Below are 24270 nucleotides of genomic sequence, written 5' to 3' on the forward strand. Positions count from 1 at the left end.
ACGGAACTACCTCAGTTCTCCTCGGCTGACAAGGCTGGCAAGGTCAGTTCGAGCGCTCCACGGGAGCGGCCTGGCCGTCGGTGCCCGGCGTGCCGGCCGCCGGCTTCGGCTTGGCGTCGATGCCGGCCTCGAGGCGCTGCTGCGGGGTGATCGGCGTGGGCGCGGTGGTCAGCGGGTCGTAGCCGCCCCGGGTCTTGGGGAACGCGATGACCTCACGGATCGAGTCGTTGCCGGACAGCAGCATGCAGGTGCGGTCCCAGCCGAGCGCGATGCCGGCGTGCGGCGGCGGGCCGTACTTGAACGCCTCGAGCAGGAAGCCGAACTTGTCCTGCGCCTCCTCGGGCGAGATGCCGAGCAGGTCGAAGACCCGGCTCTGCACGTCGGCCCGGTGGATACGGACGCTGCCGCCACCGATCTCGTTGCCGTTGACGACGATGTCGTACGCGTACGCGAGGGCCTGGTCGGGCGCCTCCTCGAAGCGGTCGATCCACTCGTCGTTGGGCGAGGTGAAGGGGTGGTGGACCGCGGTCCAGCCGCCCTCGTCGGTCTTCTCGAACATGGGGGCGTCGACGACCCAGCAGAACGCCCAGGCCGACTCGTCGATCAGCCCGGAGCGCTTGGCGATCTCGATGCGGGCCGCGCCGAGCAGCTCCTGCGCCTCGCGGCGTTCGGCCGCCGCGGCGAAGAAGATCGCGTCGCCCGGTTTGGCGCCAACGGCGTCGGCGAGTCCGGACAAATGCTCAGAAGACAGATTTTTCGCAACAGGTCCCCGCGCCTCGCCGGTGTCGGCGTCGAGAACGACATACGCGAGACCGCGCGCCCCACGAGCCTTGGCCCAGTCCTGCCAGCCGTCCAGCTCTTTACGGGTCTGCGACGCCCCGCCGGGCATGACGACCGCGCCGACATAGCCGCCCGCGTCGATGGCGCCGGCGAAAACGCGGAAGGAGGTGCCGGAAAGGTAGGAGGTGAGCTCGACCAGCTCGACGCCGTAGCGCAGGTCGGGCTTGTCGGAACCGTAGCGGTTCATCGCGTCGGTCCAGGTGATGCGCGGGATCGGCAGCTGCACCTGGTAGTCGGCCAGCTCACCCCACAGACGGGAGACGATCTCCTCGCCCAGGGAGATGATGTCCTCCTGGGTCACGAAGGACATCTCGATGTCGAGCTGGGTGAACTCGGGCTGCCGGTCGGCCCGGAAGTCCTCGTCGCGGTAGCAGCGCGCGATCTGGTAGTACCGCTCCATGCCGGCCACCATGAGCAGCTGCTTGAACAGCTGCGGCGACTGCGGCAGGGCGTACCACGTGCCGGGCTGGAGCCGCACCGGCACCAGGAAGTCACGCGCGCCCTCGGGGGTCGACCGGGTCAGGGTCGGCGTCTCGATCTCGTTGAAGTCGTGGGCGTGCAGCACCTCGCGGGCGATCTGGTTGGCCCGGCTGCGCAGCCGCAGCGCCTTGGCCGGGCCGGAGCGGCGCAGGTCGAGGTAGCGGTATTTGAGGCGCAGGTCGTCGGACGCGGTGATCGTGTCGTCGACCGGCAGGGGCAGCGGGGCCGCCTCGGAGAGGACGGTCAGCTGCGAGGCGACGACCTCGATCTCACCGGTGGCCAGCTCGGGGTTGGCGTTGCCCTCGGGGCGGGCCGAGACCTCGCCCACGACCAGCACGCAGAACTCGTTGCGCAACGCGTGCGCGTCCTCCTCGCGGAAGACCACCTGGACCACGCCCGAGGCGTCCCGGAGATCGACGAAGATGACACCGCCGTGGTCGCGCCGGCGGGCCACCCACCCGGCGAGGGTCACCGTCGAGCCGGCATCGCTCGCGCGAAGGCTGCCGGCGTTGTGCGTACGGATCACGGGATGCTCTCCTCATCAAGCGGTCAGAACCACCCGCCATTCTGTCAGGTCGTCAGCCCCCGACCTTCCACGAGGTGGCCCGCATGCCCGCCGTGCCGGTGGTGCCGACCTCCGTGATCTCCACCAGTGCCATCGTGGCCGGCGTGCCGGCGGTCAGCACGCAGAGCACGGCCCCCTTGCGGACGGCCACGGTCGCGCCCGGGCCGAGCGGGGCGGTGCGGATGGCGCGTTCGCAGCCGGCGGCGTCGGTGTCGGAGCCTTGCACCTGGGCACCGGCGGTCGCGCCGGGCCCGAGCGTCAGGTTGGGGACGCTGGTGCCGCACCGACTGTCGTACCTCAGATCGCTCGCCTTCTCCTCGGCGTTCGAGCGCGGCTCGTCGAGATCGAGGAAGAGCACGGCCGAGCAGCCCACCTGCACTTTCAAGGGCTCTTGGGCGTACGTCACGTCGTAGCTCCCGCCGGTCGGAGCCGGCGCCGCCGGCGGCTTGCCGGCCACCGCGCGCGCCGCCTGCGAGGATCGCCAGGCGACGAAGACGGCGACCGCGGCCACATTCAGCGCGAACAGGGCGACGCCGGCGACCACCAGCAGTGCCCAGTTCCGGCGCGGCTTGGGCTTACGGTCGCCGAGTTTCTCGGTCGGCCCGTCGGGGATGCCCGTGCTCTGATTGATCTGGTACGGGTCGCGCGGCTTCGACGGGTTGTTGTTTGACGCGCGGAAGACAGACATCGAGCGGGCTCCCATCGGGGCGGGCAAACCGGGTGTTTCCGACACTAGGCGCGGAGATCATCCGGCCCCATCCCTCGACGTGGGGACTGACAGCCCCCGCATCACCCCGCCATAGAATGGCCAGGTGGCGACCGAGTCCCGCGTGCCCGATCACATCGACCGGCAGATCCTCCACGCGCTGCACCTCTCGCCGCGCGCCCCGTTCGCCCGCGTCGCCGCGGTGATCGGTGTGTCCGAGCAGACCGTGGCCCGGCGCTATCAGCGGATGCGCGGCACCGGCGTCGTGCGGGTGCTGGCCCGCCCCGACCCGTCGAAGATGCCCGGCACCACGTATTGGACGTTGCGCATCGGCTGCCGCCCGGGCACGGCCCCGGCGCTGGCCGACGCGCTGGCCCGGCGCGGCGACACCGCCTGGATCAGCATCGGCGCGGGCGGCGCCGAGATCACGTGTTCGGCGATCGTCTCGGCCGGCCAGGGCGGCCTGTTGCACCACCTGCCCCGGGCCTCCAACGTGCTCGCCTTCAGCGCACACCAGATCCTGCATCGCTTCGCCGGCCGGGGCGAGGTCGACTGGGTCGCCACCGGCCACGAGCTCGACGCCGATCAGCAGGCCACCCTGATCGAGGGCGCGACAGTGCTGGGTCACGCCGCCCCCCTCGACTCGGACGCCCGCATCGAGCCGGCCGATCAGCCGCTGCTCGACGCGCTGGCCCGTGACGGGCGGGCCAGCTGGGCGTCGCTGGCCGCGGCCACCGGGTGGACGCAGCGCCAGGTCGCGCAGCGGGTGGCCGTGCTGACCGGCAACGGCGCCATCTTCTTCGACCTCGACGTGGCGGACACCGCGATCGGCATCCTGGCCTCGGCCAACCTGTGGTTCACGGTCGCGCCGGCCCACCTGGCCGAGGTGGGGGCCCGGCTGGCCGATCACCACCAGCTGTCGTTCGCGGCCGCGGTCACCGGCTCGGCCAACCTGATGGCCGCCGCCCGCTGCCGCGACGCCGCCGCCCTCTACCGCTACCTGACCACCGAGGTGGCCGCCATCGACGGCATACACAGCGTCGAGACCGTCCCCCAGCTGACCCGGGTCAAGCAGGCCCACTTCCTGATCGAGAACGGCATGATCCGCGACACCTACGCCTGAGGCGCCGGCCAGGTCACCACCATGGCGACCCCAGGGTCACGGGCCTCGGCGACCACCCGGCCGCCGTGCGCCTCGGTGAGGCTGCGCACGATCCACAGGCCGAGCCCGATGCCGTCGGGGCCGCCCACGGCGAACCGGCCGAACAGACGTGGCCGGAGGGCTTCCGGGATGCCCGCGCCGTGGTCGCGGATCTCCAGCCGGTCGGTGCCGCCGTCACGGGTGAGCTCGACGATCACCGGCGGCCGGCCGTAGCGCAGGGCGTTGCCGACCAGGTTGACGACGATCTGCTCGAATCGCTGCGGGTCGACGTAGATCTTCAGATCGTCGTCGATCCGCACCGTCACGTCCTTGCCGCTGGTGTACGACACCGCCTCCCGCACGAGCGGCCCGGCCGGGGTCAGCTGCCGGTCGAGGCGCAGGTGGCCGGAGCTGTCGATGCGCTGCACGTCGAGCAGCCCGTCGGCCAGCCGCCGGATGCGGGCGGCCTGCCGGATGCCGGCGCCGATCATCCGCGCCTCGTCCGGTGAGGCGTTCTCGCCCAGTTCCTCGAGCACGATCTGCAGCGTGGCCAGCGGCGAGCGGACGTCGTGGGCCAGGGTGCTCATCATGGCCGACTGCCATGTCTCGATGCGGGCCAGCCGTTCGCGGTCCTCACGCAGGTGGCGGGCCTGCGCCTCGACCAGCAGGGCGATCGCCACGGCGACCGGGAGCAGGACGAGGGCGCTGCTGAGCACCTCCGGGGGACGGTTGGTCAGGATCAGCGGCAGCAGGTAGGCCACTCCGGCCGGCGCCGCGTAGGCCAGCAGGATCCACCGGGGGAAATGCAGCGCCGCCCAGGTGTAGAGCAGCACCAGGAACGGCCCGGTGCCGGCCGCGACCCCACCGAACGACCAGGTGGACAGGCCGAGGACGGCGAACCCGGCCAGGCCGAGCAGGGCCGGCGACTCGGGCCGCAGCCGGTCCCAGGGCAGCAGGAGCCCGGCGAAGCACAGCGCGAAGTCCAGCACGGCGACGAGCAGCAGCCGGGACGCGGCGCCGGCCTCGCTCGGAATCCCGACCAGGGCCAGCGTGCCGGCCAGCAGGAAGAGCATCGCCGCCTGCCGGGCCGCGGTGCGCGCCCCGGTCCCCAACAGGTTAAAAGGTACTTTTCGGGTGATGCATTCCAGAATAGGCGGCCAGCGTCGCCACCGCGGGCGACAGGCTCGCGTCGCTGATGTTGCCGTAGCCCAGGACCAGACCGGGCGGCCCCGGCGCGACCCGGTAGTCGGCCAGCGTCATCACGTCGACACCGGCCGCCCGGGCGGCGGCGGCCACGGCGGCCTCGTCGAGGCCGGGCCAGGAGCAGACCACGTGCAGGCCGGCCGCCACGCCCTGGGCCGTCGCCGCCGGCAGGTGCCGGGCCAGCGCGGCGATCAGGAGGTCGCGGCGGGCCCGGTAGCGCTGGCGGGCCCGGTGCAGGTGGCGGTCGTAGCGCCCGGCGGAGACGAACGAGGCGAAGGCCGCCTGGTCGATGGCGGGCGGTCCGGCGCCGGCCGCCATCGCCGTACGCCAGCGGGCCGGCGCCACGGCCCAGCCGAGACCGACCGCCGGGGCCAGGGTCTTGTGAGCCGAGCCGGCCAGCACCACCCGCTCGGGGTCGAGGCCCTGGAGGCAGCCGACCGGCCTGCGGTCGTAGCGGAACTCGCTGTCGTACTCGTCCTCCACGATCACCCCGTCGACCGCCCGGGCCCAGTCGATCAGGGCCGACCGGCGCTCCGGCGCGAGCACCACCCCCGTCGGGAACTGGTGCGCCGGGGACAGGAGCACCGCCCGTACACCCGAAGGAAGCTCGGCCACCCGCAAGCCGCAAGCGTCGACCGGGACCGGCACGGGCCGAAGGCCCGAGGCCGTGGCCACCTCGCGCAACGCGCCCCAGCCCGGATCCTCGACCGCTATCTCGCGATGCCCCTCGGCGGCCAGCGCGCGGCAGAGGCGCCCGGCCGCGTCGCGGATGCCGCCGCCGACGATGACCGACTCGGCCGTGGCTACAGCGCCCCGCGCGCGGGTCAGATAGTCGGCGAGGACAGCGCGCAGGCCGGGGTCACCGCCGGCCGGCGGAAAACCCAGGTCGGTCGTGGCGGCCGCACGCGCGAGGGCGTCCGCCCATTGTCGGCGCGGGAAGAACCGCAGATCCGGCAAACCGGGCGCCAAGTCGAAGCGAGCGCGGATCGTGGCCGGGATCGATGCGCTGCTGATCTCAGGGCCGCCGGGCGACCAGCGCACCCGCGTGGCCGAACCGGTGCGGCCGTGCAGGTAGCCCTCGGTCGTGAGCTGCGCGTAGGCCTGCGTGACGACCCAGCGCGAACAGCCGAGCGAGGTGGCCAGCACGCGGCTCGGCGGCAGCGCCGCGCCCGAGCCGACCCGCCCGGACCGGATCGCCTCACGCAGCGCGCCGGCCAGAGCCACGTGCCGCGGACCCGGGCCGGAGAGGTCGAGAAGGGTCTCCCAGGCGAAATTGGTACGGGATTCGGCCATCGAATCGGATCGTACCGACGGACCGATCCGGCCGTAGGGTCGCATCATGCGTTATCGATTCCTGGGCCGCACGTCACTGGCGGTCAGTGAGCTCTGCCTCGGCGCCATGACCTTCGGGCGCGAGAGCGGTGAGGAGCTCAGCGTCCGCATGCTCGACCGGTTCGCCGAGGCCGGCGGGACGTTCCTCGACACGTCCGACGCCTACTCGGCCGGGCGGTCGGAGGAGATCGTTGGCCGCTGGCTCAAGGGACAGGATCGGGCCGACTGGGTGATCTCCACGAAGGTGCGGTGGGGTCCCGGCGGCAACCGCGAGGGCCTCGGCCGCAAGCACGTCCTGGACGCGGTCGACGGCAGCCTGCGGCGGCTCGGCACCGACCACATCGACCTCTACCACGTGCACGGCTGGGATCCGGCGGCGCCGGTCGAGGAGACCGTGCGCACCCTCGACCTGCTGGTCACCAGCGGCAAGGTGCGCTATCTGGCGGTCAGCAACTGGGCCGCCTGGCAGATCCAGAAGGCGCTCGGGGTGGCCGGCCAGCGCGGCTGGGAGCCGTTCGTGGCCGTCCAGCCGCGCTACAACCTGCTCGACCGCGAGTTCGAGTGGGAGCTCGGGCCGCAGGCCGCCGCGGAGGGGCTCGGCGTGCTGCCGTGGAGCCCGCTGCGCGGCGGCTGGCTGACCGGCCGGTACGTCCGTGGCGGAACCTTCGAAGCGGGCAGCCGGCTCGGCCAGGCCGAGACCGAGAACTGGGGCGAACGCTGGTCGGTCTACGACAACGACCGCACCTGGCGGATCCTCGGCGAGCTGGCCGACGTGGCACGTGAGGCCGGCCGGACCCAGGCTCAGGTCGCGCTGAACTGGCTGCTCCAGCGGCCCACGGTCACCGCGCCCATCATCGGGGCCCGCGACCTGGACCAGCTGGAGGCCAACCTCGGCGCCGCCGGCTGGGATCTCGATCCCGCGCTCACCGACCGGCTCACGGCGGTCACCGAGACGAGCCCCTTGCCTTATCCGTACGACGTCCTCGCCGGCAGCAACCGCACGCTCGGCTAACCGACGGCGACGGTCTCGGGCTGCGCCTGGGTGCGCTTCACCGGTCGTACGAGCAGGAAGACCGCAAGCGCACCGACCAGACCGACCCCGGCCGAAAGCCAGAAGCCGGCGTCCAGTCCGGCCGCGGCGGCAACGGGGGAGCCGCCGCGGCCGGACGCCAGAGCGTGCGCGGCCGCCGAGTCACCGCCCAGCGACGACGTGGCGCGGGACAGGAACAACGCGCCCACCGCGGCCACACCGATCGCGTAGCCGAGCTGGCGGGCCGTGTTCAGCGCGCCCGCCGCCATGCCGCCCCGGTGCGGGGGCACGGCCGCCATGCCCGACTCGGCCAGATTCGGCATGACCAGGCCGACGCCGAGGCCGACCAGCGCGTAGCCGGGCAGCAGCGACGGCCAGCTCGAACCCTGGTCGAGCAGGAGGGCGCCCAGGGCGGCCCCGGCCGCGATCAGCAGCATGCCGGTGCCGATCAGCACGCGCGGCGAACGGCCGTGCAGCTTGGCCCCGGCCACCCCGGAGACGACCAGCGAGAGCAGGCCCATGGGCAGGGCGGTCAGGCCGGCCTGCAACGGCGTCAGCCCGACCAGCGATTGAAGCCAGATCGAGGTGTACGTCAAAATCGCGAACCCGGCGAAGTTGACCAGCAGAGCCGCGATCAGGATGCCGGCGAACGACCGGTTGCGCAGCAGCCGCAGATCGAACATGGCGTGCGGGCTGCGCAGCTCGATCGCCACGAACCCGGCCAGGGCCACCACGGCCACCGCGAACAGCCACCACGACCAGCCGTGCTCGTTGGCCCGGATCACGGTCAACGTCAGCGCGGTCGCCGCGACCGTGAAGGCGGCGGTGCCGGCGAAGTCGAAGCGGCCCTTGCGGGCGGCCCCGTCCGGCTTGAGCACGAACTTGCACAGCAGCAGCGCCGCGACGCTGATCGGCAGGTTCACCAGGAAGATCCAGCGCCAGTTCAGCGCGTCGGTGAGCAGACCGCCGAGCACCGGGCCGATCGCCGCGGCGGCGCCCGAGACGCCACCCCAGACGCCGTACGCGACCCCGCGCTCCCGGCCCTGATAGGCGCTGTTGAGCAGGGCGAACGTGGTGGTGAACATGGCCGCCGCGCCGACGCCCTGCACCACCCGGGCCGCGATCAGCAGCCCGTCGTTGGTGGCCAGGCCGCAGGCGAGCGACGAGAGCGCGAACAGGGCCAGGCCGGCCGCGTAGAGCCGGCGGTGCCCGATCCGGTCGGCCAGGGCTCCGGCCCCGAGCAGCAGGACGGCCAGCGCGAGCGCGTAGCCGTCGATCACCCACTGCAGGTTGCCGAACGTGGAGTGCAGGTCGGCGGCCATCCGCGGCAGGGCCACGTTCACGATGGTCACGTCGATGAGCAGCATGAAGGTGCCGAGGCAGACGGTCACCAGGGGCCACCACTTACGCATTACGGGTTCCTTTCGTCCCCCCAACGGTGACCTCCGCGTGTTGTTTTCTTACAACCAGAGCCGCTCGACCTGCCACTTCCGCCGTTTTCTCAGTCGGCTGACTCGGATCCTCCGTCGACGAACCATTCGTCGCGCAAAACCGGCACGACCTTACTGGCGCCGAGGGCCGCCGCCACCGTCACATCACCCTCGAAGCCGTTGTTGCGCAACTCCCGCCCACTCACCGACTCGTGCAGCTCCTCGCCCAGCCGGTCGGCCACCCCGCGATACGCGGCCACGGCGGTGGCCGCCTCGGGCGACAAGCCCTCCTGCTTGAGCCCGTCGAGGAAGGCGCCCGCACCCCACAGATCCTCGACCGCCGGGCGCAGCGACCCGTCCGGCCACCGCTCTCCCGCCGCCACCACCGCCACCGGCCGGTCACCGCAGCGCAGCCGCACCCATTCGGCGGCCGCGGCCGCGTTGCGCAGGCAGACGCCGACCACGGTGGCGCCGGCGTCGGCCATCCGCGCCGAGATGGCCGACCCGTTCGGCGACGGCAGCACCAGCCGGTCGATCTTCGCCGCCTTCAGGTCGGTGCGCAGGATGCTCTCCGGCGACAGCGTGATCTGCCCCGGGCCCGCCTGCGAGCGGAACACGGCCAGCGCCGCCCCGTTGCGCCGGGCCACCGCCACCGCCGAGTCGTCCCGCCAGCGATAGGGCAGCACGCTGATCCCCTGCTCCACCGCCACGGTCAGCGTCGTCGTGAACGACAGCACGTCGACCACCGCCACGAACGCCACATCGGGCGCCACGGCATCGGCGCCCACCGGCCCCCAGTCGAACCGAACCCGGTAACCGCCTTGCCCGTCCGAAGTCTTCATTCCGCTAAAAATAGGTCTCCAGGACGTCCACCACGCGACGATCCTCGTCGATGACCGGGATGTGCCGCCATTTGTCGAAAGCCGTGCAGGGATGGGAAATCCCGAACCGGACGAGGTCGCCCGGCTGGAGGTTCCCGGCGGCCAGATAGGTGTGGTGGTCGTTGAGCTTGGTGACCTCGACGCCGGTGGTGGCCGCGGACGACCCGTCCACCCGGCGGATCTCCATGGGCACCGGTAGCCCCTCGTCGAACGGGGCGTCCCGCTTGCCCATGCCGACCAGGGCCAGCCCCGGCTCCGGCGTGGAGGTGACCTGGGCCCAGATCTCCAGGGCGGCGGCCAGCGGCCCCTCGGCGGGCACGCGCAGGAAGGGGGTGCGCTCCCGGTAGAAGCCGTCATCGTGGGTGACCGAGGCGCCGCTGCGCAGCACCAGCCGGGCCCCCTTGACCGGGGCCAGCCGGTCGATCACCCGGTCGAACCATGCGCTGCCACCGGCCGACACGATCGGCTCGGGTTTCAATAATCCGGCCGCCCGGAGCCGTTCGACGCCGGCCACGAACAGGTCGAGGAAGTCGTCCACTTCCTGCTCGGTCTTGAGCTGACCCTCGTACGCCGTCACGCCCACCAACTCGACCCCATCGGCGGCGACGGCGGCGCGGGCGACGGCCTCGAGCTCGTCGAGGGTCCGCACGCCCGTACGCCCGTGGGCGTGACCGAGCTCGACCAGGACCTTGCCGGTCGCGGCGGCGACACCCTCCCGGGAGTCGACCTGGAAGTAGATGTCGGGCTCGCCGGCCAGCCAGCGCAGGGCGACCGGGTCGAGCACCTGGTTGGCGATGAAGATGCGCCGGACACCGAGCCGGCGCAGGACGAGCGCCTGGTTGGCGGTGGCCACGGTCATGCCCCAGGCGCCCGCGGCGAGCTGCGCGGCGAGCAGCCCCGGAGCCATCGTCGTCTTGGCGTGCGGGGCGAAATCCCAGCCGTGCCGCCGGCAGTAGGCGGCCATGGTGGCGATGTTGGCCTCGGCCGCCGCCCGGCGAAGGACGAGGACGGGCCAGGTGAGCACGCCGTCGAAGAGCCCCGGCTTGTCCCGCGCGAAGTCGGCGGCGGTGCGCTCACCGTCCGGCAGCCAGAAACCCTTGCTGCGCCAGTCGACTGTGACCTCAGGAACGTTCACCGAAACCCCCGTCCAGTTGTGGGGTCGGCTCGAGCGCGTTCAACAGGGCGACGAGGCGCTTCTCCTCCCCGATGAAATGCGTTTCCAGGACGGCGGTGACGCCGTCCAGCTCTTCGGGCGTCATGTCGTCCCGCACCATGCCGGCGATGATCTCGTGATCACGGGCCAGGCCGTCGAGGAAGTCACGCAGCTCCGGATGCCGCCCGGCGAGAAAAGGGAAGACGACGGCGTCCTCGCCGGTGTGGTGCCGGGTGAGAGCGGCACAGAAGGCCCTGCCGTCGTGGCCGTCGTGCACGGCGTCGAGCATCTCGAGAAGATGGTGATGGCAGGCGATGAGCCGATTGCCGTACGAGCGAAGGCTTGCCAGTTCCGAGTTGTCCACGGAGTTCCCATGGTCCGGCGCCTCCATGCCCACGGCGGTCTCTTTGCCGGGCGCACCGCGACGCTGCCGAGAGCCTACCAACGATTCGTGTCGTACCCCTGTGGTCCGGGCCGCCGTCAGCTGCGGGTGACTGCCGGCCGAACAGCGCCGTCCGGGTCGGCCGGGGCGCGGAGGCGGGTGTAGGCGGCCAGGCCGCAGACGGCGAAGCCGAGGGCGTTGGCCACGCCGTGGGTGGCGGCCATCCAGGCCAGGGACGGGTGAGGGAGGCCGGTGGCCTCGCCCAGGGCCCAGCTCACGGCGAGCACCATCGAGGCGGCCAGAACGAGCGCGGAGGTGGCCAGAAGGGTCGCGGTGAGGCGGTCGGCCACTTGGGTGCGGGCGTGGCGCCAGGTGGACCAGCCCATCGCCCACATGCCGGCGGTGAGAAGCAAGGCGCCCGCGAGCTCGACGAACTCGCTGGTGAAGTAGCCGGCCAACACCAGCAGCGTGCCCGCCGGAACGGTGAGAATGGCCGCGTCGGCGAGGCGGCCGGGCGCCAGGCGGCGGTGAAGGCCGGCGATCAGCGCGGCGGCGAAACCAGCGAAGTGGAAGTGGGCCACGGTCAGCGTCAGCACGCCCAGCTCGAAACCGAACAGCCGGTGGCCGGCCCGCTCAGCGACCAGCGAACCGGCCGCGATCGCCGGCCCGGCCAGCGCGGTCATCAGAGCGATCCGCTCCCGCCAGTCACCCGGCCGCTCCGGCGGCCCGGCAACCGGCTGACCGGCAACCGGTTGACCTGGACGGCCTTCGACCAGCTGACCGGGACGGCCTTCGACCGGCTGGCCTGGACGGCATTTGACCGGCTGACCTTGACGGGTAGGAACTGGCCCTGCGACCGAGTCGATGTCGGGCTGCCGCCGAAGGCCTTCCCGAGCAAGCGCTGCCGCCGCTAGGGCGTAGACGATCGCGAGTCCCGTTGATATCGGTCCGCGCGGGAGCCACAGACTCGCCGCGCCCGCGAGCGCCGCGATGGGCCATGGCCGGGTCACGGCGCCGCCGATACCGGCGAGGCGGAGGCCGATCGGCACGACGATCACCATGCCGATCGTGATGAGCGCGTTGACCAGGACCCACACCACAGCCTCCCCAAATTGAACGTGTTCAACTATAAGGCGCGGGCGCGAGGTTGGGCATGGCTGCGGGAGGAGGGAGGCGAGGAGGGCCGTAGTGAGGGAGGCCAGAAGGGGCCGTGGGGAGGGAGGACAGGGCCGCGGGGAGGGAGGACAGGGCCGCGGGGAGGGAGGCCAGGGCCGCGGGGAGGGCGTGGGGAGGGCCGCGAGGAGGCGGTGGGAAGTGTGGCGTCAGTCGACGGCGGGGAGGTTGGCTGTCATCTCGGCCAGGTGGGCCAGGCGGTCGGGCAAGGTGCTCGGACTTCCGGGGGCGTCGGGGCGGGCGTCCCACGGGCGCGGGCCGGTCAACGGGCGGTAGTTGACGCCCAGGGCGTCCAAGCGGGACAAGTGGGCCGGTAGGCGGGTGGTGAAGGACTCGTAGGACTGAGGACCCCACAGCGTCTCGGCCAGGGCGCACAGGCGCGGGTAGGTCATGTAATCGACCCGGCGGGCGTTCTCCATGTGTTCGGTCCAGATGTTGGCCTGGCCGCCCAGGACGTGAGCCGCTTCGACGCCGGTCAGGGCGGGTGGGAGGGGATTGAAGTTGTAGACGTCCTCCAGGGTCAGGAGGGTGCCCACGGGAGTGGGCTCGCCCGGGTCGTCGGACTGGCGGTAGTCCAAGTAGACGGAGATGTCAGGGCAGGCGACCACGTCGTGACCCAGGCGGGCGGCGACAGTGGTGGGGCGCGGGCCTCGCCAGGCCGCCACCACCGCGTGGGGTGGGGCTCCCCCGGTCAGGATCTCGTCCCAGCCGAAGAGGCGGCGGCCTCGCCTCGCCAAATGGGTGGCCATCTGGGCGGTGAACCACGGCTGCACGTTCGCCAGGCCCAGTCGGGTGGCCAAAGGGCCGCCGGCCCACTCGTCGGGTGGGCACTCGTCGCCGCCTATGCCGATCAGCTCGGACGGGAAGATGTCGCACACGTGGTCGAGGACGTGACGGCAGAACTCCATCGCCTCGTCGCCGAGGTTGAGGACGTGGGAGGAGATGCCCCACGTGGTTCGGACGCCGCCTTGAAAGCCGTTTCCCAGCTTGGGGTACGCCGCCACGGCCGCCTGCATGTGGCCAGGCATGTCGATCTCGGGCACGACGGTCATGTGCAGGCCGGCCGCGTAGGCGACGATCTCACGGAGGTCGTCCGTCGTGTAGAAACCGCCGTGCGGGCGGCCGTCGTCCCGGGCGTGGACGCGGGCGCCCAGCATCGACGACGGGCGCCAGGCGCCGACCGTCGTCAGGCGCGGCCAGCCGGGGATCTCGACGCGCCAGCCCTGGTCGTCCGTGAGGTGCAGGTGCAGGACGTTCAGCTTGTGGAATGCGGCCAGGTCGAGGAAGCGCAGCACGTCCGGCACCGGCATGAAGTGGCGGGCCACGTCGAGCATCACGCCGCGCCACGCGAACCGGGGCTGATCGGTGATGGTCACGGCGGGAACGTTCCAGTCGACGTCGCCGGCCCGGCGCAGAGCGGCCGCCGGGAGCAGTTGCCGCAGCGTCTGTGCACCGCGGAACACGCCCGCGGCCGACCCGCCGACGATCTCCAATGAGGTGGGGGTGCACGTCAGGGCGTACCCCTCAAGCGGTGAGAAGGAGGAGACGCGCAGCGTGACGCCGCCTCGCCCAGGCGGGAGTGGGCAGCGCAGAGCGCCGCGAAGCCAGGTGGCCACGCTCTCCAGACCGGGCCCGGCGTCGAGCGGGACGGCCGGATTTAGGTGGAAGAAGCCGTCGTTACGGGTGATAGACACCGGCTGCGGAATCATCGCTTATTACAGTATGCGAGTGACGTACGACCTGCTCCTGAGCGGGGGCGAGCCGTTCGATGTGGCGGTGACCGATGGGGTGATCGCGGCGGTGGGCACGAACCTGCCGCGGGATGCCCGCACGATTGTGGACGTCAGCGGCAAGCTGGTCACGCCGGGACTGATCGATCTGCACACTCATGTCGGGCCGGGATATTGGGGCATCTCCCCCGACGCCGTGGCCTGGTACACGGGCGTGACGACGTGGGTCGACGCGGGATCGACCGGCGCTTACACGTTGCCAACCAATCTATTCAATACATTTGATGTCCGGGTTCCTTTGTTGCTGAACATCTCCGCGGTGGGGCTTTCCGGGCGTACGGGCGAAGGCCGTGACCTGGACAACTGCGACGTCGAACTGGCCGTCGACACGGTGCACGCGCACCGCGAGACGATCCGTGGCATCAAGGTGCGCGTCGACCGGGACACCGTGGGCGACAACGGGGTCGAACCGTTGCGGCGCGCGCTGGCCGTCGGTGAGCGGTGCCGGCTGCCGGTGATGGTCCACATCGGGACCACGCCGCCCGTCCTCGACGAGGTGCTCGACCTGCTGCGGCCGGGCGATATCGTCACGCACTGCTCCAGCGGGATCGCCGAGCCGCTCGGGCCGGCGGTCAAGGCGGCCTTCGGGCGCGAGGTCCGGTTCGACATCGGGCACGGGTCGGGCGGGTTCGCCTTCGACGTGCTGGAGCGGCAGCTCGACGCCGGCATCATCCCGGACACGGTCTCCACCGACCTGCACTGCCGGTCGGTGCACGGCCCGGTCTTCGACCTGCCGACCACGATGGCCAAGATGCTCGCCGTCGGGATGGCCCTGCCCGACGTGCTGGCGATGGCGACGACCCGCCCGGCCGAGATCCTGGGCCTGCCCGGCGGCACCCTGACCCCGGGCTCGCCGGCCGACCTGGCCGTCTTCGAGGTCCGCGACGAGGAACACGAGGTCGTCGACTCCCACCGGCAGGTCCGCCGGGCCCCGGTGCGCCTGGTGAACACGGCGACCTACGTGGCCGGACGGCTGCTGCGGCCCCGGCTGCCGGAACCACCGGCCCCCTGGGTCCCGTTGACCGATGCCCAGCGCGCGGCGCTCGACCGGCGGGAGCAAGATCTTCGGGAGATGCTCGCCGCGCCGCTGGTCGGTGTGGACGGGCTGGCCGAGCAGTTTCCGCGAACATCCGAGAGGGACATCTGATGCCCAAGCGCGCAGTCAACACCGACAAGGCGGGCCCGGTCGGCGGGCCGTACTCGCAGGCGGTCGTCGCCGGCGACTTCATCTACCTGGCCGGGGCGATCCCGTCGCTGGCCGACGGCACCCGGGTCACCGGCAGCTTCGCCGAGCAGGCGCACGCGGCGTTCCGCAACCTGGCCACGGTCGCCGAGGCGGCCGGCGGAAGCCTCGACCAAGCGGTGCGGCTGGGCGTCTACCTGCGCGACTTCGACGACTTCGCGGAGATGAACGAGATCTACAAGGAGTACGTCACCAGCTCGGTCCCGCCCGTGCGGACCAGCCTGCCGGTGCCGCTGGTCGGCTTCGACATCGAGATCGACGCGGTGCTCTACATCGGGGCCTGAGCGCGTTTACCCGCCTCGTGTGCGCGAGCCTGGTTTGATCACCTTGGAGGCTCGCGCCACGAACGGGTAACACGAGCGAAACGTCGGGCTGCGAGGCTCGCGGAGCGCTATCCGGGGAGGTCCCTTGTTCCTCAGCCAGCACGAGCAGGAGCGGCTGCTCATCCACGTCGCCGCCGACGTGGCACACAAGCGCCGGGAACGGGGTCTCAAGCTCAACCACCCCGAGGCCACGGCGATCATCACGGCGTTCCTGCTCGAAGGGGCGCGCGACGGCCGCACGGTGGCCGACCTGATGGACGCGGGACGGCGGGTGCTCACCCGCGACGACGTGATGCCGGGCGTGCCCGAGATGCTGGGCGAGGTCCAGGTCGAGGCGACGTTCCCGGACGGCACGAAGCTGGTCACCGTCCACGGGCCGATCGCATGATCCCGGGCGAGATCATCCACGGCGACGGCGACATCGAGATCAATTCCGGCCGTACGCCCATAGCCCTGACCGTCCGCAACACAGGCGACCGCCCCGTGCAGGTCGGTTCCCACTTCCACTTCGCCGAGTCGAACGAGGCCCTGGACTTCGACCGCACAGCCGCCTGGGGCCACCGCCTGGCCGTCCCGGCCGGCACGTCGGTCCGCTTCGAGCCGGGCATGCCCCGAGACGTCTCCCTGGTCCCCTTGGCCGGCGCTCGCGTAGTCCCCGGCCTGCGCGGCCTCGCCGCCGGCCCCCTGGACGGGTCTCCCCCCACCACGTCGTCCGCCGGCTCACCTCCCACGCCCCCTGCCGGCAGCTCATCCGCCCCCGGGCCGCAGGACGGCGCGGGCTCGCTGGGCGGCGCCGCGACTTCTCCCACCCCGCCCAGCCCGCCCTCCTTTTCCGACATTTCCGGTTTATCGCCTTCGTCGGGCGAGTGGGAGAACGGGAGCTCACGATGATCAGCGCCTCGCCGGCCGGACCTCAGCCGGTCCGCCTCGACCGTGGGCGTTATGCGGCGCTCTACGGGCCTACCACCGGCGACCGGATCCGGCTCGCCGACACCAATCTGCTCATCGAGGTCGAGGAGGATCGCAGCGCCGGCCCCCGGCCCGGCGACGAGGTCGTCTTCGGTGGTGGCAAGGTGATCCGCGAGTCGATGGGGCAGTCGCGGGCCACCCGGGCCGAAGGCTCCCCCGACACGGTCATCACCGGCGCCGTCGTGCTCGACCACTGGGGCGTCGTCAAGGCCGACATCGGCATCCGCGACGGGCGGATCGTCGCGCTCGGCAAGGCCGGCAACCCGGACACCATGGACGGCGTCCACCCCGACCTGGTCATCGGGCCCGGCACCGAGATCATCGCCGGCAACGGCAAGATCCTCACGGCGGGCGCCATCGACAGCCATGTGCACCTGATCAGCCCGACCGTCCTGGACACCGCCATCGCCGCCGGCATCACCTCGATCATCGGCGGCGGCACCGGACCGGCCGAGGGCACCAAGGCCACCACGGTCACCCCGAACGCCTGGTACCTCGCGCGAATGCTCGAGGCCGTGGATACGTACCCCATCAATGTCCTGCTCCTGGGCAAGGGCAACACCATGTCGGCCGAGTCGATGTGGGAGCAGTTGAGGGGTGGCGCCGGGGGTTTCAAACTCCACGAGGACTGGGGCACGACGCCCGCCGTGATCGACGCCTGCCTGAAGGTCTGCGACGCCTCCGGCGTGCAGGCGGCGATCCACACCGACACGCTGAACGAGGCCGGCTTCGTCGAGGAGACGCTGCGCGCCATCGGCGGCCGGTCGATCCACGCCTATCACACCGAGGGCGCCGGCGGCGGCCACGCGCCCGACATCATCACCGTCGCCGGGCAGCCCAACATCCTGCCGTCGTCGACCAACCCGACCCGGCCCTACACCCGCAACACCCTCAGCGAGCACCTGGACATGCTGATGGTCTGCCACCACCTGAACGCGGCCGTGCCCGAGGACCTGGCGTTCGCCGAGAGCCGCATCCGCCCGTCCACCATGGCCGCCGAGGACCTGCTGCACGACCTGGGCGCCATCTCGATGATCGGCTCCGACTCGCAGGCCATGGGCCGCGTCGGCGAGGTCGTCATGCGCACCTGGCAGACCGCCCACGTGATGAAGGCCCGCCGCGGCGCCCTGCCCGGCGACGGCCCGGCCGACAACAACCGGGCCCGCCGCTACGTGGCGAAATATACGATCTGCCCGGCCGTGGCCCACGGCATGTCCGGGGAGGTCGGTTCGGTCGAGCCGGGGAAACTGGCCGATCTGGTTCTCTGGGATCCCGCTTTCTTCGGCGTACGTCCGGCGCTGGTCATCAAGGGCGGCATGATCGCCTATGCGCAGATGGGCGACGCGAACGCTTCGATCCCCACTCCACAGCCGATGCTGCCACGACCGATGTTCGGCTCGTACGGCGTAGTTCCGGCCCAGACGTCATTGGCTTTCGTGGCGCCGGCCGCCATCGACGCGATGCTGACCGACCGGATCGGCGTGAAGCGGTCCTTCGCCCCGGTGGCCGACACCCGCCACGTCACGAAGGCCGACATGCCGTTGAACGACGCCCTCCCCCACATCGAGGTGGACGCCGACACGTTCGAGGTCAAGGTAGACGGCGAGATCATCGACCCCGACCCGGTGACCGAGCTGCCGATGGCCCAGCGCTACTTCCTCTTCTGACATGCGACAGGTCCGGCATTCCCGACTTGCGGCGGCGAGCGGAGGCGCGCGGTGAGCCTCGCGACGCTCCTCCTGCTGGCCGACGGCCGTCTCCCCTCGGGCGGCCACGCCCATTCCGGCGGCTTGGAGGCACAGGTGGCAGCCGCCCGCGTCCGCGACCTCGACGACTTGAGCGGCTTCCTCCGCGGAAAGCTGGCCACCGCGGGCGTGGTCGCCGCCGCTTTCGCGGCCGCCGCCTGCCACCGCGCGCCCGGCACGCCGCCGCCAATCAGCCTCCCGCACGCCGCACCGCCGCCAACCCACCCCGCGCACGGCGCACCGCCATCAACCCGCCCCGCGCACGCCGCACCGCCACCAACCCACCCCGCGCACGCCGCACCGCCACCAACCCACCCCGCGCACGCCGCACCGCCGCCAAACCGCCCCTTTGCGCCGGATATTTCGGACTTGGACCGTGGGCTTGATGCTCGTACGCCGTCGCCGGGCCTTCGGAAAGCGTCGCGGGCCCAAGGGCGGGCGCTTCTGCGGGCCGGCCGGGCGATGTGGGCCGTTCCCGAGATCGGGCGGGAACCGCACCAGCCGATCGCGCTCGGTGTGCTGGCGCGGGCCGCCGGGCTGGGGCCGCTCGAAGCGGCCGTCGCCGCGGCGCATGGCACGGTGACCGGGGCCGCCAGCGCCGGCGTACGGCTGCTGGGTCTTGGTCCTTATGCCGTGCACGGGCTTCTGGCCCGGCTCGCCCCTGACTGTGACCGGGTCGCCGCGTCCGCCGCGGCCCGGGCCGGCGACCCGGTCGACGAACTGCCGGCCGCGGGCGCTCCCCTGCTCGACATCGGCGCCGAGCTCCACGCCACCTGGGAGGTGCGTCTCTTTGCATCCTGAAACCCACACGCATACCGCCGACGAGGTGCCCCACACGCACCCCGACCCGGGCGTCGACCCGCACGCTCCCCTTCCCGACGCGCCCCGGGCACTGCGGATCGGTATCGGCGGTCCGGTCGGCTCGGGCAAGACGGCGCTGGTCGCCGCCCTCTGCCGGGCGCTCGGCGACGAGTTGCGGCTCGCGGTCGTCACCAACGACATCTACACGACCGAGGACGCCGACTTCCTCAAGCGCAACGGCGTCCTCCCGGTCGAACGGATCCGGGCCGTCGAGACGGGCTGCTGCCCGCACACCGCCATCCGCGACGACATCTCCGCCAACCTGGACGCCGTCGAAGATCTGGAGGCGGCCCTCGGCCCGCTCGACCTCGTGCTGGTCGAGAGCGGCGGCGACAATCTGACCGCGACGTTCAGCAAGGGCCTGATCGACCGGCAGATCTTCGTGGTCGACGTGGCCGGCGGCGACAAGGTTCCCCGCAAGGGCGGACCCGGTGTCACCACGGCCGACCTGCTGGTCATCAACAAGACCGACCTGGCCCCGCTGGTCAGCGCCGATCTCTCGGTGATGGACCGCGACGCCCGGGCCCGCCGCGGCGACCTGCCCACGGTCTTCCTGTCGCTGGTCGAGGACCGTGCGGCCACTCCCGTCGCCGACTGGATCCGCAGCCTGGTCGCCGCCGGCGTCACGGTCACCCGATGATCCTCGGCCGGCCGTGAAGGCGTACGCGCGGATCGCCGCCGTGTCCGACGGGCGCGGCGGCACCCGGCTCGCCGAGCTGCGCGGGGAGTCTCCGCTGCTCCCGCGGCGCACCGGTCCGGCGCGGGTCCACCTCGTGGGCGGCGCCGCCGGGCCGTTGCGCGGCGACCAGCTTCGCCTGGAGATCGTCGTAGGCCCGGGCGCCACGCTCGAGATCTGCAGCGTGGCGGCTCAGCTCGCGCTGCCCGGGCGGGCCCACCTGCCCGCGTCCCGCTACGAGATCGACGCGTCCGTGGCCGAGGGCGGCGAGCTGCGCTGGCTCCCTGAACCGCTGATCGCCGCCGCCGGCTGCGACCACGTCACGGTCACCAGGGTCGACGTGGCCGCGGGCGGCCACCTGCTCTGGCGCGACGATCTGGTCTGCGGACGGCACAAGGAGAATTCGGGAGACGTACGGACCGAGACAAGCATCCGCTACGCCGGAGAGACCCTCTACCGTCACGACCTGGCCGTGGGCCCGTCCGCTCCCGGCTGGTCCGGCGCCGCGGTCCTGGGCGGCGGCCGCGCGGTGGGCACGGTCGTCATGACCGGCGCCGTCCGGCCCGCGCTGCTGGGTGGCGACGCCGTGCTCATGCCGCTCGCCGGGCCGGGCATGCTGGGCGCCGCGGTGGGCGCCGACATCCGGCAGGTGCGGGCGGCCCTGGACCCGCTGTGCGCGGCGAGGACAGCTCTGGCCGTCCCCGCCGCTTAGCGTCAGGCCGCTACGGCGATCGGCACCCCGTGGGCGTCGGTCAGGGCCAGCCTCGTGTGCAGATTGCCCTGCTGGGCCACGCGGGCGAAATACTCGCTCCGGCGCCTCTGCATGCAGCCCTTGCGCGTTCTCGGTCCACCCGCCGCCACCGTGAGCAGCTCCGGGGCCAGGGAACTGTTCAAGCCCTCGCGCAGCAGCTGCAACGCCTCCGTGCGCAGCTGCGAGATGCGCGACTCGGTCACGCCCAGGCGGGCCGCCACGTCGCTGAGGGGCTGCTCCTGGAGGAACGACTCCGTCACGACCAGGCGGAGCCGTTCCGGCAGCGCCTGGATCGCCTGGTGCAGATAGCCGAGGCGCTCCCTCTTGAGCAGCAGGTCCTCGGGGCCCTCGGACAGCTCAGGCACCATCTCCTCGGCCGCCCCGGTGGGGAAGCCCTGGAGGCTGAGCAGCGCCGCCTTCTGCACGTCGTCCTCGACCGTCGCCAACTCCTGGACCCCGATGCCGAGCATCTCGGCCACCTCGGCGTCGGTGGGTGTGCGGCCGAGCGCGGCGGTGAGCTCCTGGCGGGCGGCGGCGGTGCGCCGGGCCCGGGCCCGCACCGAGCGGCTGGCCCAGTCCTGGCCGCGGAGCTCGTCCAGGAGCGCGCCGCGGATGCGTACTGCGGCGAAGCGGTGGAACGGGATGCCGCGGGTGACGTCGAAGGACCGGGCCGCGCCGAGCAGGGCGGCGAATCCGGCGGAGGAAAGGTCGTCCGCGTGGACGTGGCCGGGTACCCGGTTCAGAAGTTCCCGGACCAAGTGGCCAACCATCGGCATGTGTTCGCGGACCAGGTCCTCGATGTCACGCGCGGACGGCGCGTCGTGGGTCGTGCCGATGGTGGCGGGGAGTTCGGTCGTGTCGCTCACGTGGTCCTCCTCGCTCATACGACCGGTTGGGTGAAAACCGGCTGACGAGAAGAACTTTTGCGAACGAAAGGTGCGAAGGCGGCCGAACTCGGTTGCTATTAGGGTGCTTTTCGCGAGAAAAGCTCAGGTTCAGTGGAAGGCGGCGACGCGCCGGTTCTCCAGAACCCCGGTGAGCTCCTCGTGCACCCAGTGCATGCGCGGCACGGCGATCTCCGGATGGTCTCCGAACTCCATGGCCACCTCGGCCGCGCACCCGTCGCTGCCGTGCAGCAGCAGCATGGCGGTCACCGCCCGCTCGACAGCCGCCTGGCTGGGGCACTGGGACGGCTGGAGATCCGAGACGAAGAGAGCCTCCGCCGCCAGATCCTTGACAATGCTGATCATGTCGAACTCCCCGATGTACGACAACTCGCTGTGCGCTGCCATTAGTGCCCGGTCGGCGGTGATCGCAACCGGCCGGACCCGAACCTCATCTTCCTCGCGCACCCCTCCGGTCCCGGCCAACACGCCGGGCGAATCGGGAGAAAATGCATGCGCCATCCCCTTCACACTAACTCCGCGCTCGGGGGTCGTCGTCTGCTTTTTTGAGCAGACGAAACAAGGCCGGCCCGAAGCGGGCCGGCCTTGTCAACATCAGGGAATGTCGGGTGGCTGGTTGTCGCCGGTGCCAGCCGGGCAGTTCGGGTCCTCACCCGGGTCGCAGTTGACGTCAGTGGTCGGCGGCTCCTCGACGGGGTCGACCGGCGTGGTCTCGGTCGGCGTCGGAGTCGTGGGCACGAGGGTGTCGTCCGGCGGCTCGGGCTCGACCGGCCCGCCGCCGGTAGTGGTGGTCGTGGTGCCCGTCGGCGTGGTGGTCGTGGTCCCCGTCGGCGTGGTCGTGGTGGTTCCCGGCTTGGGCGACGTGGTCGTCGTCGTGCCCGGCTTGGGCGTCGTCGACGTGGAAGTCGTGGTCGGCTTGGCCCCGCCCGTCGGCTTCACGGTCGGCGTGATCGTGACCGTGCCGTCGGGCGCGATGCTGTACCCCGGGTCGGTCGTCGTCGGCACCAGCCGCGAGCTGCCGTCGCTGAGCTGCTCCACCTTCTGCGCCGGTCCGCCCGGCTTCGTCGACACGAACGTCTCGCACGTCGCGCCGTTGAGCGTGAACGTCAGCGGCGCGATGTTCGTCGCCGTGTAGCGCCCGGTGATCGGCACGCTCACCGTCGACTTCGCCTTGATCGCGGCCGCCGTGGGCGAGCTGACCTCGACGCTCTGCCCGTTCTGGGTCAGCGTCGTCTTGCCGTTGCCGGAGATGGTCTGGTCGCCCGGCATGAGGAACCAGAGCTTCCAGTCGTTGACCGGGGTCTCGTCCTTGTTGGCCACCGTGACCTGGGCGCTGAACCGGCCCTGGCTGTCGGAGACGACCGCGTAGTTGACGACGCACTCACCCGTGGGCGCCACCACCTGGGGCCCGGTGGCCGACGTCTTGTCCTTGGGGCTGCCGCTGGCGCTCCAGCCGTACGAGCCGATGGCCAGCAACAGCACGCCGGCCGCGATCACCAGGATGCGCCGGGTCTTGTTGCCGGGCCCGCGCTGGTCGCCGGCCGGCCCGGCCTGGTTGCCGTAGGCCGGCCGCAGCTGCTGGCCGGCCTCGATCGGCACCGACTCGAGCCCCGCGAACCGGCTGTTGCGGGCCGGCGCGGCCGGGTCGCCCGCGGCCGGCGCGGGTGACTGGGGAGCCGCGGCCGCCGCCGCGGCCGCCGCGGCCTCGGTCATATATTCGTTCGCGGCCGGCAGGATCGTCGTGTTCTCGGCGTCGTCCGACCACTCCGGCACGTATCCACGGGCCACCGCCGGCGCGCCCGCCGACAGCGCGGCCAGGATCTGGGCCAGCTCGGCGCTGGACGGCCGGTCGGCCGGCCGCTTCTCCAGACAGCGGCCGACCAGGGCGTCCACCTCGGCCGGCAGGCCCTCGACGGGCGGCAGCGGGTCGGGCTCGACGTACTGGTGGGCGCGGAGCAGGGCCGTGGTGGTGCCCACGTCCCACGGCAGCTGGCCGATGAGCGTGCGGTAGATGAGCAGGCCCACCGCGTACACGTCGGTGGCCGGGCTGACCTGCCCGCCCTCGAGGCGCTCGGGCGCCAGGTAGGCCGGCGTGCCCAGCAGGCTGCCGTCGGGGTCGATGTCGTTCTCGCCGATCAGGGCCGAGATGCCGAAGTCGACGACCTTGGCCCCGGTCGGCGTGAGCATGACGTTGGCCGGGGTGACGTCGCGGTGCACGATGCCGCGCGCGTGCGCGGCGGCCAGGGCGGCCGCGACCTCGGCGGTGATCCGCACGGCGTGCTGCCAGGGCAGCTTGCGCGCGCGGGCAAGCACGGCGGCGAGCGACTCGCCGTCGATGAGCTCCATGACCACGTAGGGCACCGGCTCACCGTCGACGGTGGTGGCCTCGCCGTAGTCGTAGACGTTGGTGATGTTCGGGTGGCTGAGACGGGCGGCCGCCTGGGCCTCCGCGCGCAGACGGCGCCGGAACGCCGGGTCCGCGCTGGTCGACGGTGGCAGCACCTTGACCGCGACCTGGCGCCCGAGAACCTCGTCGAACCCTCGCCACACCACTGACATCCCGCCGGCGCCGAGCCGCTCGACCAGTCGATATCGACCGGCCAGCAGACTCGAACCGGGCAGGTCCGGCTGGCTCATGTGCCCCCACATGCGCGCCTCGTGAGAAACGCCGAGTCGCACCGCCATGCTCCT

At 71.9% G+C, this 24270-nt stretch carries 23 protein-coding genes and 1 pseudogene; 10 read left to right on the forward strand and 14 right to left on the reverse strand.

What is annotated here, in order from left to right; all coding sequences use genetic code 11:
• Nucleotides 1-43: 43 nt before the first annotated feature.
• Nucleotides 44-1846 (reverse strand): aspartate--tRNA ligase, encoded by a 1803-nt coding sequence (gene aspS, locus ACQP2X_RS37175; RefSeq protein ID WP_498689960.1) that lies wholly within the window; start codon nt 1844-1846, stop codon nt 44-46.
• Nucleotides 1847-1898: 52 nt separating this feature from the next.
• The gene (locus ACQP2X_RS37180; protein WP_498689961.1) at nt 1899-2573 is read right to left on the reverse strand and encodes a hypothetical protein; all 675 of its coding nucleotides are present in this window, start codon (nt 2571-2573) and stop codon (nt 1899-1901) included.
• A 124-nt stretch (nt 2574-2697) separates the two neighbouring features.
• Between ACQP2X_RS37180 and ACQP2X_RS37185 the strand changes: the two genes are divergently transcribed.
• Nucleotides 2698-3714 carry an Lrp/AsnC family transcriptional regulator gene (locus ACQP2X_RS37185; RefSeq protein ID WP_498689963.1) on the forward strand — a complete coding sequence of 339 codons (1017 nt, stop codon included), beginning with the start codon at nt 2698-2700 and terminating at the stop codon, nt 3712-3714.
• Here ACQP2X_RS37185 and ACQP2X_RS37190 read toward each other — a convergent pair.
• On the reverse strand, nt 3705-4844 hold the full coding sequence (locus ACQP2X_RS37190) for a sensor histidine kinase (RefSeq protein ID WP_498689965.1): 1140 nt from the start codon (nt 4842-4844) through the stop codon (nt 3705-3707). The two genes, ACQP2X_RS37185 and ACQP2X_RS37190, sit on opposite strands and share 10 nt — an antisense overlap.
• A gap of 4 nt (nt 4845-4848) precedes the next feature.
• Complete coding sequence (gene pdxR / locus ACQP2X_RS37195; RefSeq protein WP_498689967.1) at nt 4849-6228, reverse strand: MocR-like pyridoxine biosynthesis transcription factor PdxR; 1380 nt, start codon at nt 6226-6228, stop codon at nt 4849-4851.
• A 46-nt stretch (nt 6229-6274) separates the two neighbouring features.
• On the opposite strand from pdxR, the gene ACQP2X_RS37200 reads away from it, so the two are divergent.
• Nucleotides 6275-7279, forward strand: a complete 1005-nt coding sequence (locus ACQP2X_RS37200; RefSeq protein WP_498689969.1) for an aldo/keto reductase — start codon at nt 6275-6277, stop codon at nt 7277-7279.
• On the opposite strand, the gene ACQP2X_RS37205 is transcribed toward ACQP2X_RS37200, so the two are convergent.
• From ACQP2X_RS37205 to ACQP2X_RS37235, 7 genes and pseudogenes are all read right to left on the reverse strand, one after another.
• A complete protein-coding gene (locus ACQP2X_RS37205; RefSeq protein ID WP_498689970.1) occupies nt 7276-8709 on the reverse strand; it encodes an MFS transporter in 1434 nt (477 codons plus the stop codon). The genes ACQP2X_RS37200 and ACQP2X_RS37205 overlap by 4 nt on opposite strands.
• A gap of 89 nt (nt 8710-8798) precedes the next feature.
• Nucleotides 8799-9569 carry a 2-phosphosulfolactate phosphatase gene (locus ACQP2X_RS37210; protein WP_498689972.1) on the reverse strand — a complete coding sequence of 257 codons (771 nt, stop codon included), beginning with the start codon at nt 9567-9569 and terminating at the stop codon, nt 8799-8801.
• Between the two features lie 4 nt (nt 9570-9573).
• Nucleotides 9574-10743, reverse strand: coding sequence for an alanine racemase (locus ACQP2X_RS37215; RefSeq protein ID WP_498689974.1), 1170 nt, complete (start codon nt 10741-10743; stop codon nt 9574-9576).
• The gene (locus ACQP2X_RS37220) at nt 10730-11125 is read right to left on the reverse strand and encodes a hemerythrin domain-containing protein (RefSeq protein WP_498689975.1); all 396 of its coding nucleotides are present in this window, start codon (nt 11123-11125) and stop codon (nt 10730-10732) included. Before ACQP2X_RS37220 ends, ACQP2X_RS37215 begins: the two co-directional genes overlap by 14 nt.
• Nucleotides 11126-11241: 116 nt before the next feature.
• Nucleotides 11242-11826: a YndJ family protein gene (locus ACQP2X_RS37225; protein ID WP_498701132.1), complete on the reverse strand. Its 585-nt coding sequence runs from the start codon at nt 11824-11826 to the stop codon at nt 11242-11244.
• Between the two features lie 252 nt (nt 11827-12078).
• Nucleotides 12079-12204, reverse strand: a pseudogene (locus ACQP2X_RS37230) (hypothetical protein); the annotation flags it as partial.
• A gap of 261 nt (nt 12205-12465) precedes the next feature.
• Nucleotides 12466-14010, reverse strand: a complete 1545-nt coding sequence (locus ACQP2X_RS37235; RefSeq protein WP_498689977.1) for a beta-N-acetylhexosaminidase — start codon at nt 14008-14010, stop codon at nt 12466-12468.
• Between the two features lie 34 nt (nt 14011-14044).
• On the opposite strand from ACQP2X_RS37235, the gene ACQP2X_RS37240 reads away from it, so the two are divergent.
• The 8 genes from ACQP2X_RS37240 (at nt 14045) to ACQP2X_RS37275 (ending at nt 20635) form a co-directional block, all read left to right on the forward strand.
• Nucleotides 14045-15253: an amidohydrolase family protein gene (locus ACQP2X_RS37240; protein WP_498689979.1), complete on the forward strand. Its 1209-nt coding sequence runs from the start codon at nt 14045-14047 to the stop codon at nt 15251-15253.
• A complete protein-coding gene (locus ACQP2X_RS37245; protein ID WP_498689981.1) occupies nt 15253-15633 on the forward strand; it encodes a RidA family protein in 381 nt (126 codons plus the stop codon). Before ACQP2X_RS37240 ends, ACQP2X_RS37245 begins: the two co-directional genes overlap by 1 nt.
• A gap of 124 nt (nt 15634-15757) precedes the next feature.
• On the forward strand, nt 15758-16060 hold the full coding sequence (locus ACQP2X_RS37250; protein WP_498689984.1) for an urease subunit gamma: 303 nt from the start codon (nt 15758-15760) through the stop codon (nt 16058-16060).
• Nucleotides 16057-16563 carry an urease subunit beta gene (locus ACQP2X_RS37255; protein WP_498689985.1) on the forward strand — a complete coding sequence of 169 codons (507 nt, stop codon included), beginning with the start codon at nt 16057-16059 and terminating at the stop codon, nt 16561-16563. Before ACQP2X_RS37250 ends, ACQP2X_RS37255 begins: the two co-directional genes overlap by 4 nt.
• A complete protein-coding gene (locus ACQP2X_RS37260; RefSeq protein WP_498689987.1) occupies nt 16560-18308 on the forward strand; it encodes an urease subunit alpha in 1749 nt (582 codons plus the stop codon). Before ACQP2X_RS37255 ends, ACQP2X_RS37260 begins: the two co-directional genes overlap by 4 nt.
• 51 nt (nt 18309-18359) lie before the next feature.
• A complete protein-coding gene (locus ACQP2X_RS37265) occupies nt 18360-19187 on the forward strand; it encodes an urease accessory protein UreF (protein ID WP_498689988.1) in 828 nt (275 codons plus the stop codon).
• A 25-nt stretch (nt 19188-19212) separates the two neighbouring features.
• On the forward strand, nt 19213-19887 hold the full coding sequence (gene ureG, locus ACQP2X_RS37270; protein WP_498689991.1) for an urease accessory protein UreG: 675 nt from the start codon (nt 19213-19215) through the stop codon (nt 19885-19887).
• A gap of 13 nt (nt 19888-19900) precedes the next feature.
• Nucleotides 19901-20635, forward strand: a complete 735-nt coding sequence (locus ACQP2X_RS37275) for an urease accessory protein UreD (RefSeq protein ID WP_498689992.1) — start codon at nt 19901-19903, stop codon at nt 20633-20635.
• 2 nt (nt 20636-20637) lie between these two features.
• Here ACQP2X_RS37275 and ACQP2X_RS37280 read toward each other — a convergent pair whose 3' ends face one another.
• The 3 genes from ACQP2X_RS37280 to ACQP2X_RS37290 all read right to left on the reverse strand — a co-directional run bounded on the left by ACQP2X_RS37280 (nt 20638) and on the right by ACQP2X_RS37290 (nt 24216).
• Nucleotides 20638-21540 carry a sigma-70 family RNA polymerase sigma factor gene (locus tag ACQP2X_RS37280; RefSeq protein WP_097324464.1) on the reverse strand — a complete coding sequence of 301 codons (903 nt, stop codon included), beginning with the start codon at nt 21538-21540 and terminating at the stop codon, nt 20638-20640.
• Nucleotides 21541-21669: 129 nt separating this feature from the next.
• Complete coding sequence (locus ACQP2X_RS37285) at nt 21670-21924, reverse strand: hypothetical protein (RefSeq protein ID WP_498689994.1); 255 nt, start codon at nt 21922-21924, stop codon at nt 21670-21672.
• A 249-nt stretch (nt 21925-22173) separates the two neighbouring features.
• The gene (locus ACQP2X_RS37290; RefSeq protein ID WP_498689995.1) at nt 22174-24216 is read right to left on the reverse strand and encodes a serine/threonine-protein kinase; all 2043 of its coding nucleotides are present in this window, start codon (nt 24214-24216) and stop codon (nt 22174-22176) included.
• Nucleotides 24217-24270 lie beyond the last annotated feature (54 nt).

Origin of the sequence: Actinoplanes sp. CA-131856 (assembly GCF_050956135.1) — a bacterium.
Lineage (GTDB): Bacteria > Actinomycetota > Actinomycetes > Mycobacteriales > Micromonosporaceae > Actinoplanes.

Bases quoted from the DNA above. Each gene is read 5' to 3' on its own strand.
- ACQP2X_RS37180 (WP_498689961.1), bottom strand. From the start codon at position 2,573: ATGTCTGTCTTCCGCGCGTCAAACAACAACCCGTCGAAGCCGCGCGAC.
- pdxR (WP_498689967.1), bottom strand. From the start codon at position 6,228: ATGGCCGAATCCCGTACCAATTTCGCCTGGGAGACCCTTCTCGACCTC.
- ACQP2X_RS37200 (WP_498689969.1), top strand. From the start codon at position 6,275: ATGCGTTATCGATTCCTGGGCCGCACGTCACTGGCGGTCAGTGAGCTC.
- ACQP2X_RS37205 (WP_498689970.1), bottom strand. From the start codon at position 8,709: ATGCGTAAGTGGTGGCCCCTGGTGACCGTCTGCCTCGGCACCTTCATG.
- ACQP2X_RS37210 (WP_498689972.1), bottom strand. From the start codon at position 9,569: ATGAAGACTTCGGACGGGCAAGGCGGTTACCGGGTTCGGTTCGACTGG.
- ACQP2X_RS37225 (WP_498701132.1), bottom strand. From the start codon at position 11,826: ATGACCGCGCTGGCCGGGCCGGCGATCGCGGCCGGTTCGCTGGTCGCT.
- ACQP2X_RS37245 (WP_498689981.1), top strand. From the start codon at position 15,253: ATGCCCAAGCGCGCAGTCAACACCGACAAGGCGGGCCCGGTCGGCGGG.
- ACQP2X_RS37255 (WP_498689985.1), top strand. From the start codon at position 16,057: ATGATCCCGGGCGAGATCATCCACGGCGACGGCGACATCGAGATCAAT.
- ACQP2X_RS37260 (WP_498689987.1), top strand. From the start codon at position 16,560: ATGATCAGCGCCTCGCCGGCCGGACCTCAGCCGGTCCGCCTCGACCGT.
- ACQP2X_RS37285 (WP_498689994.1), bottom strand. From the start codon at position 21,924: ATGATCAGCATTGTCAAGGATCTGGCGGCGGAGGCTCTCTTCGTCTCG.
- ACQP2X_RS37290 (WP_498689995.1), bottom strand. From the start codon at position 24,216: ATGAGCCAGCCGGACCTGCCCGGTTCGAGTCTGCTGGCCGGTCGATAT.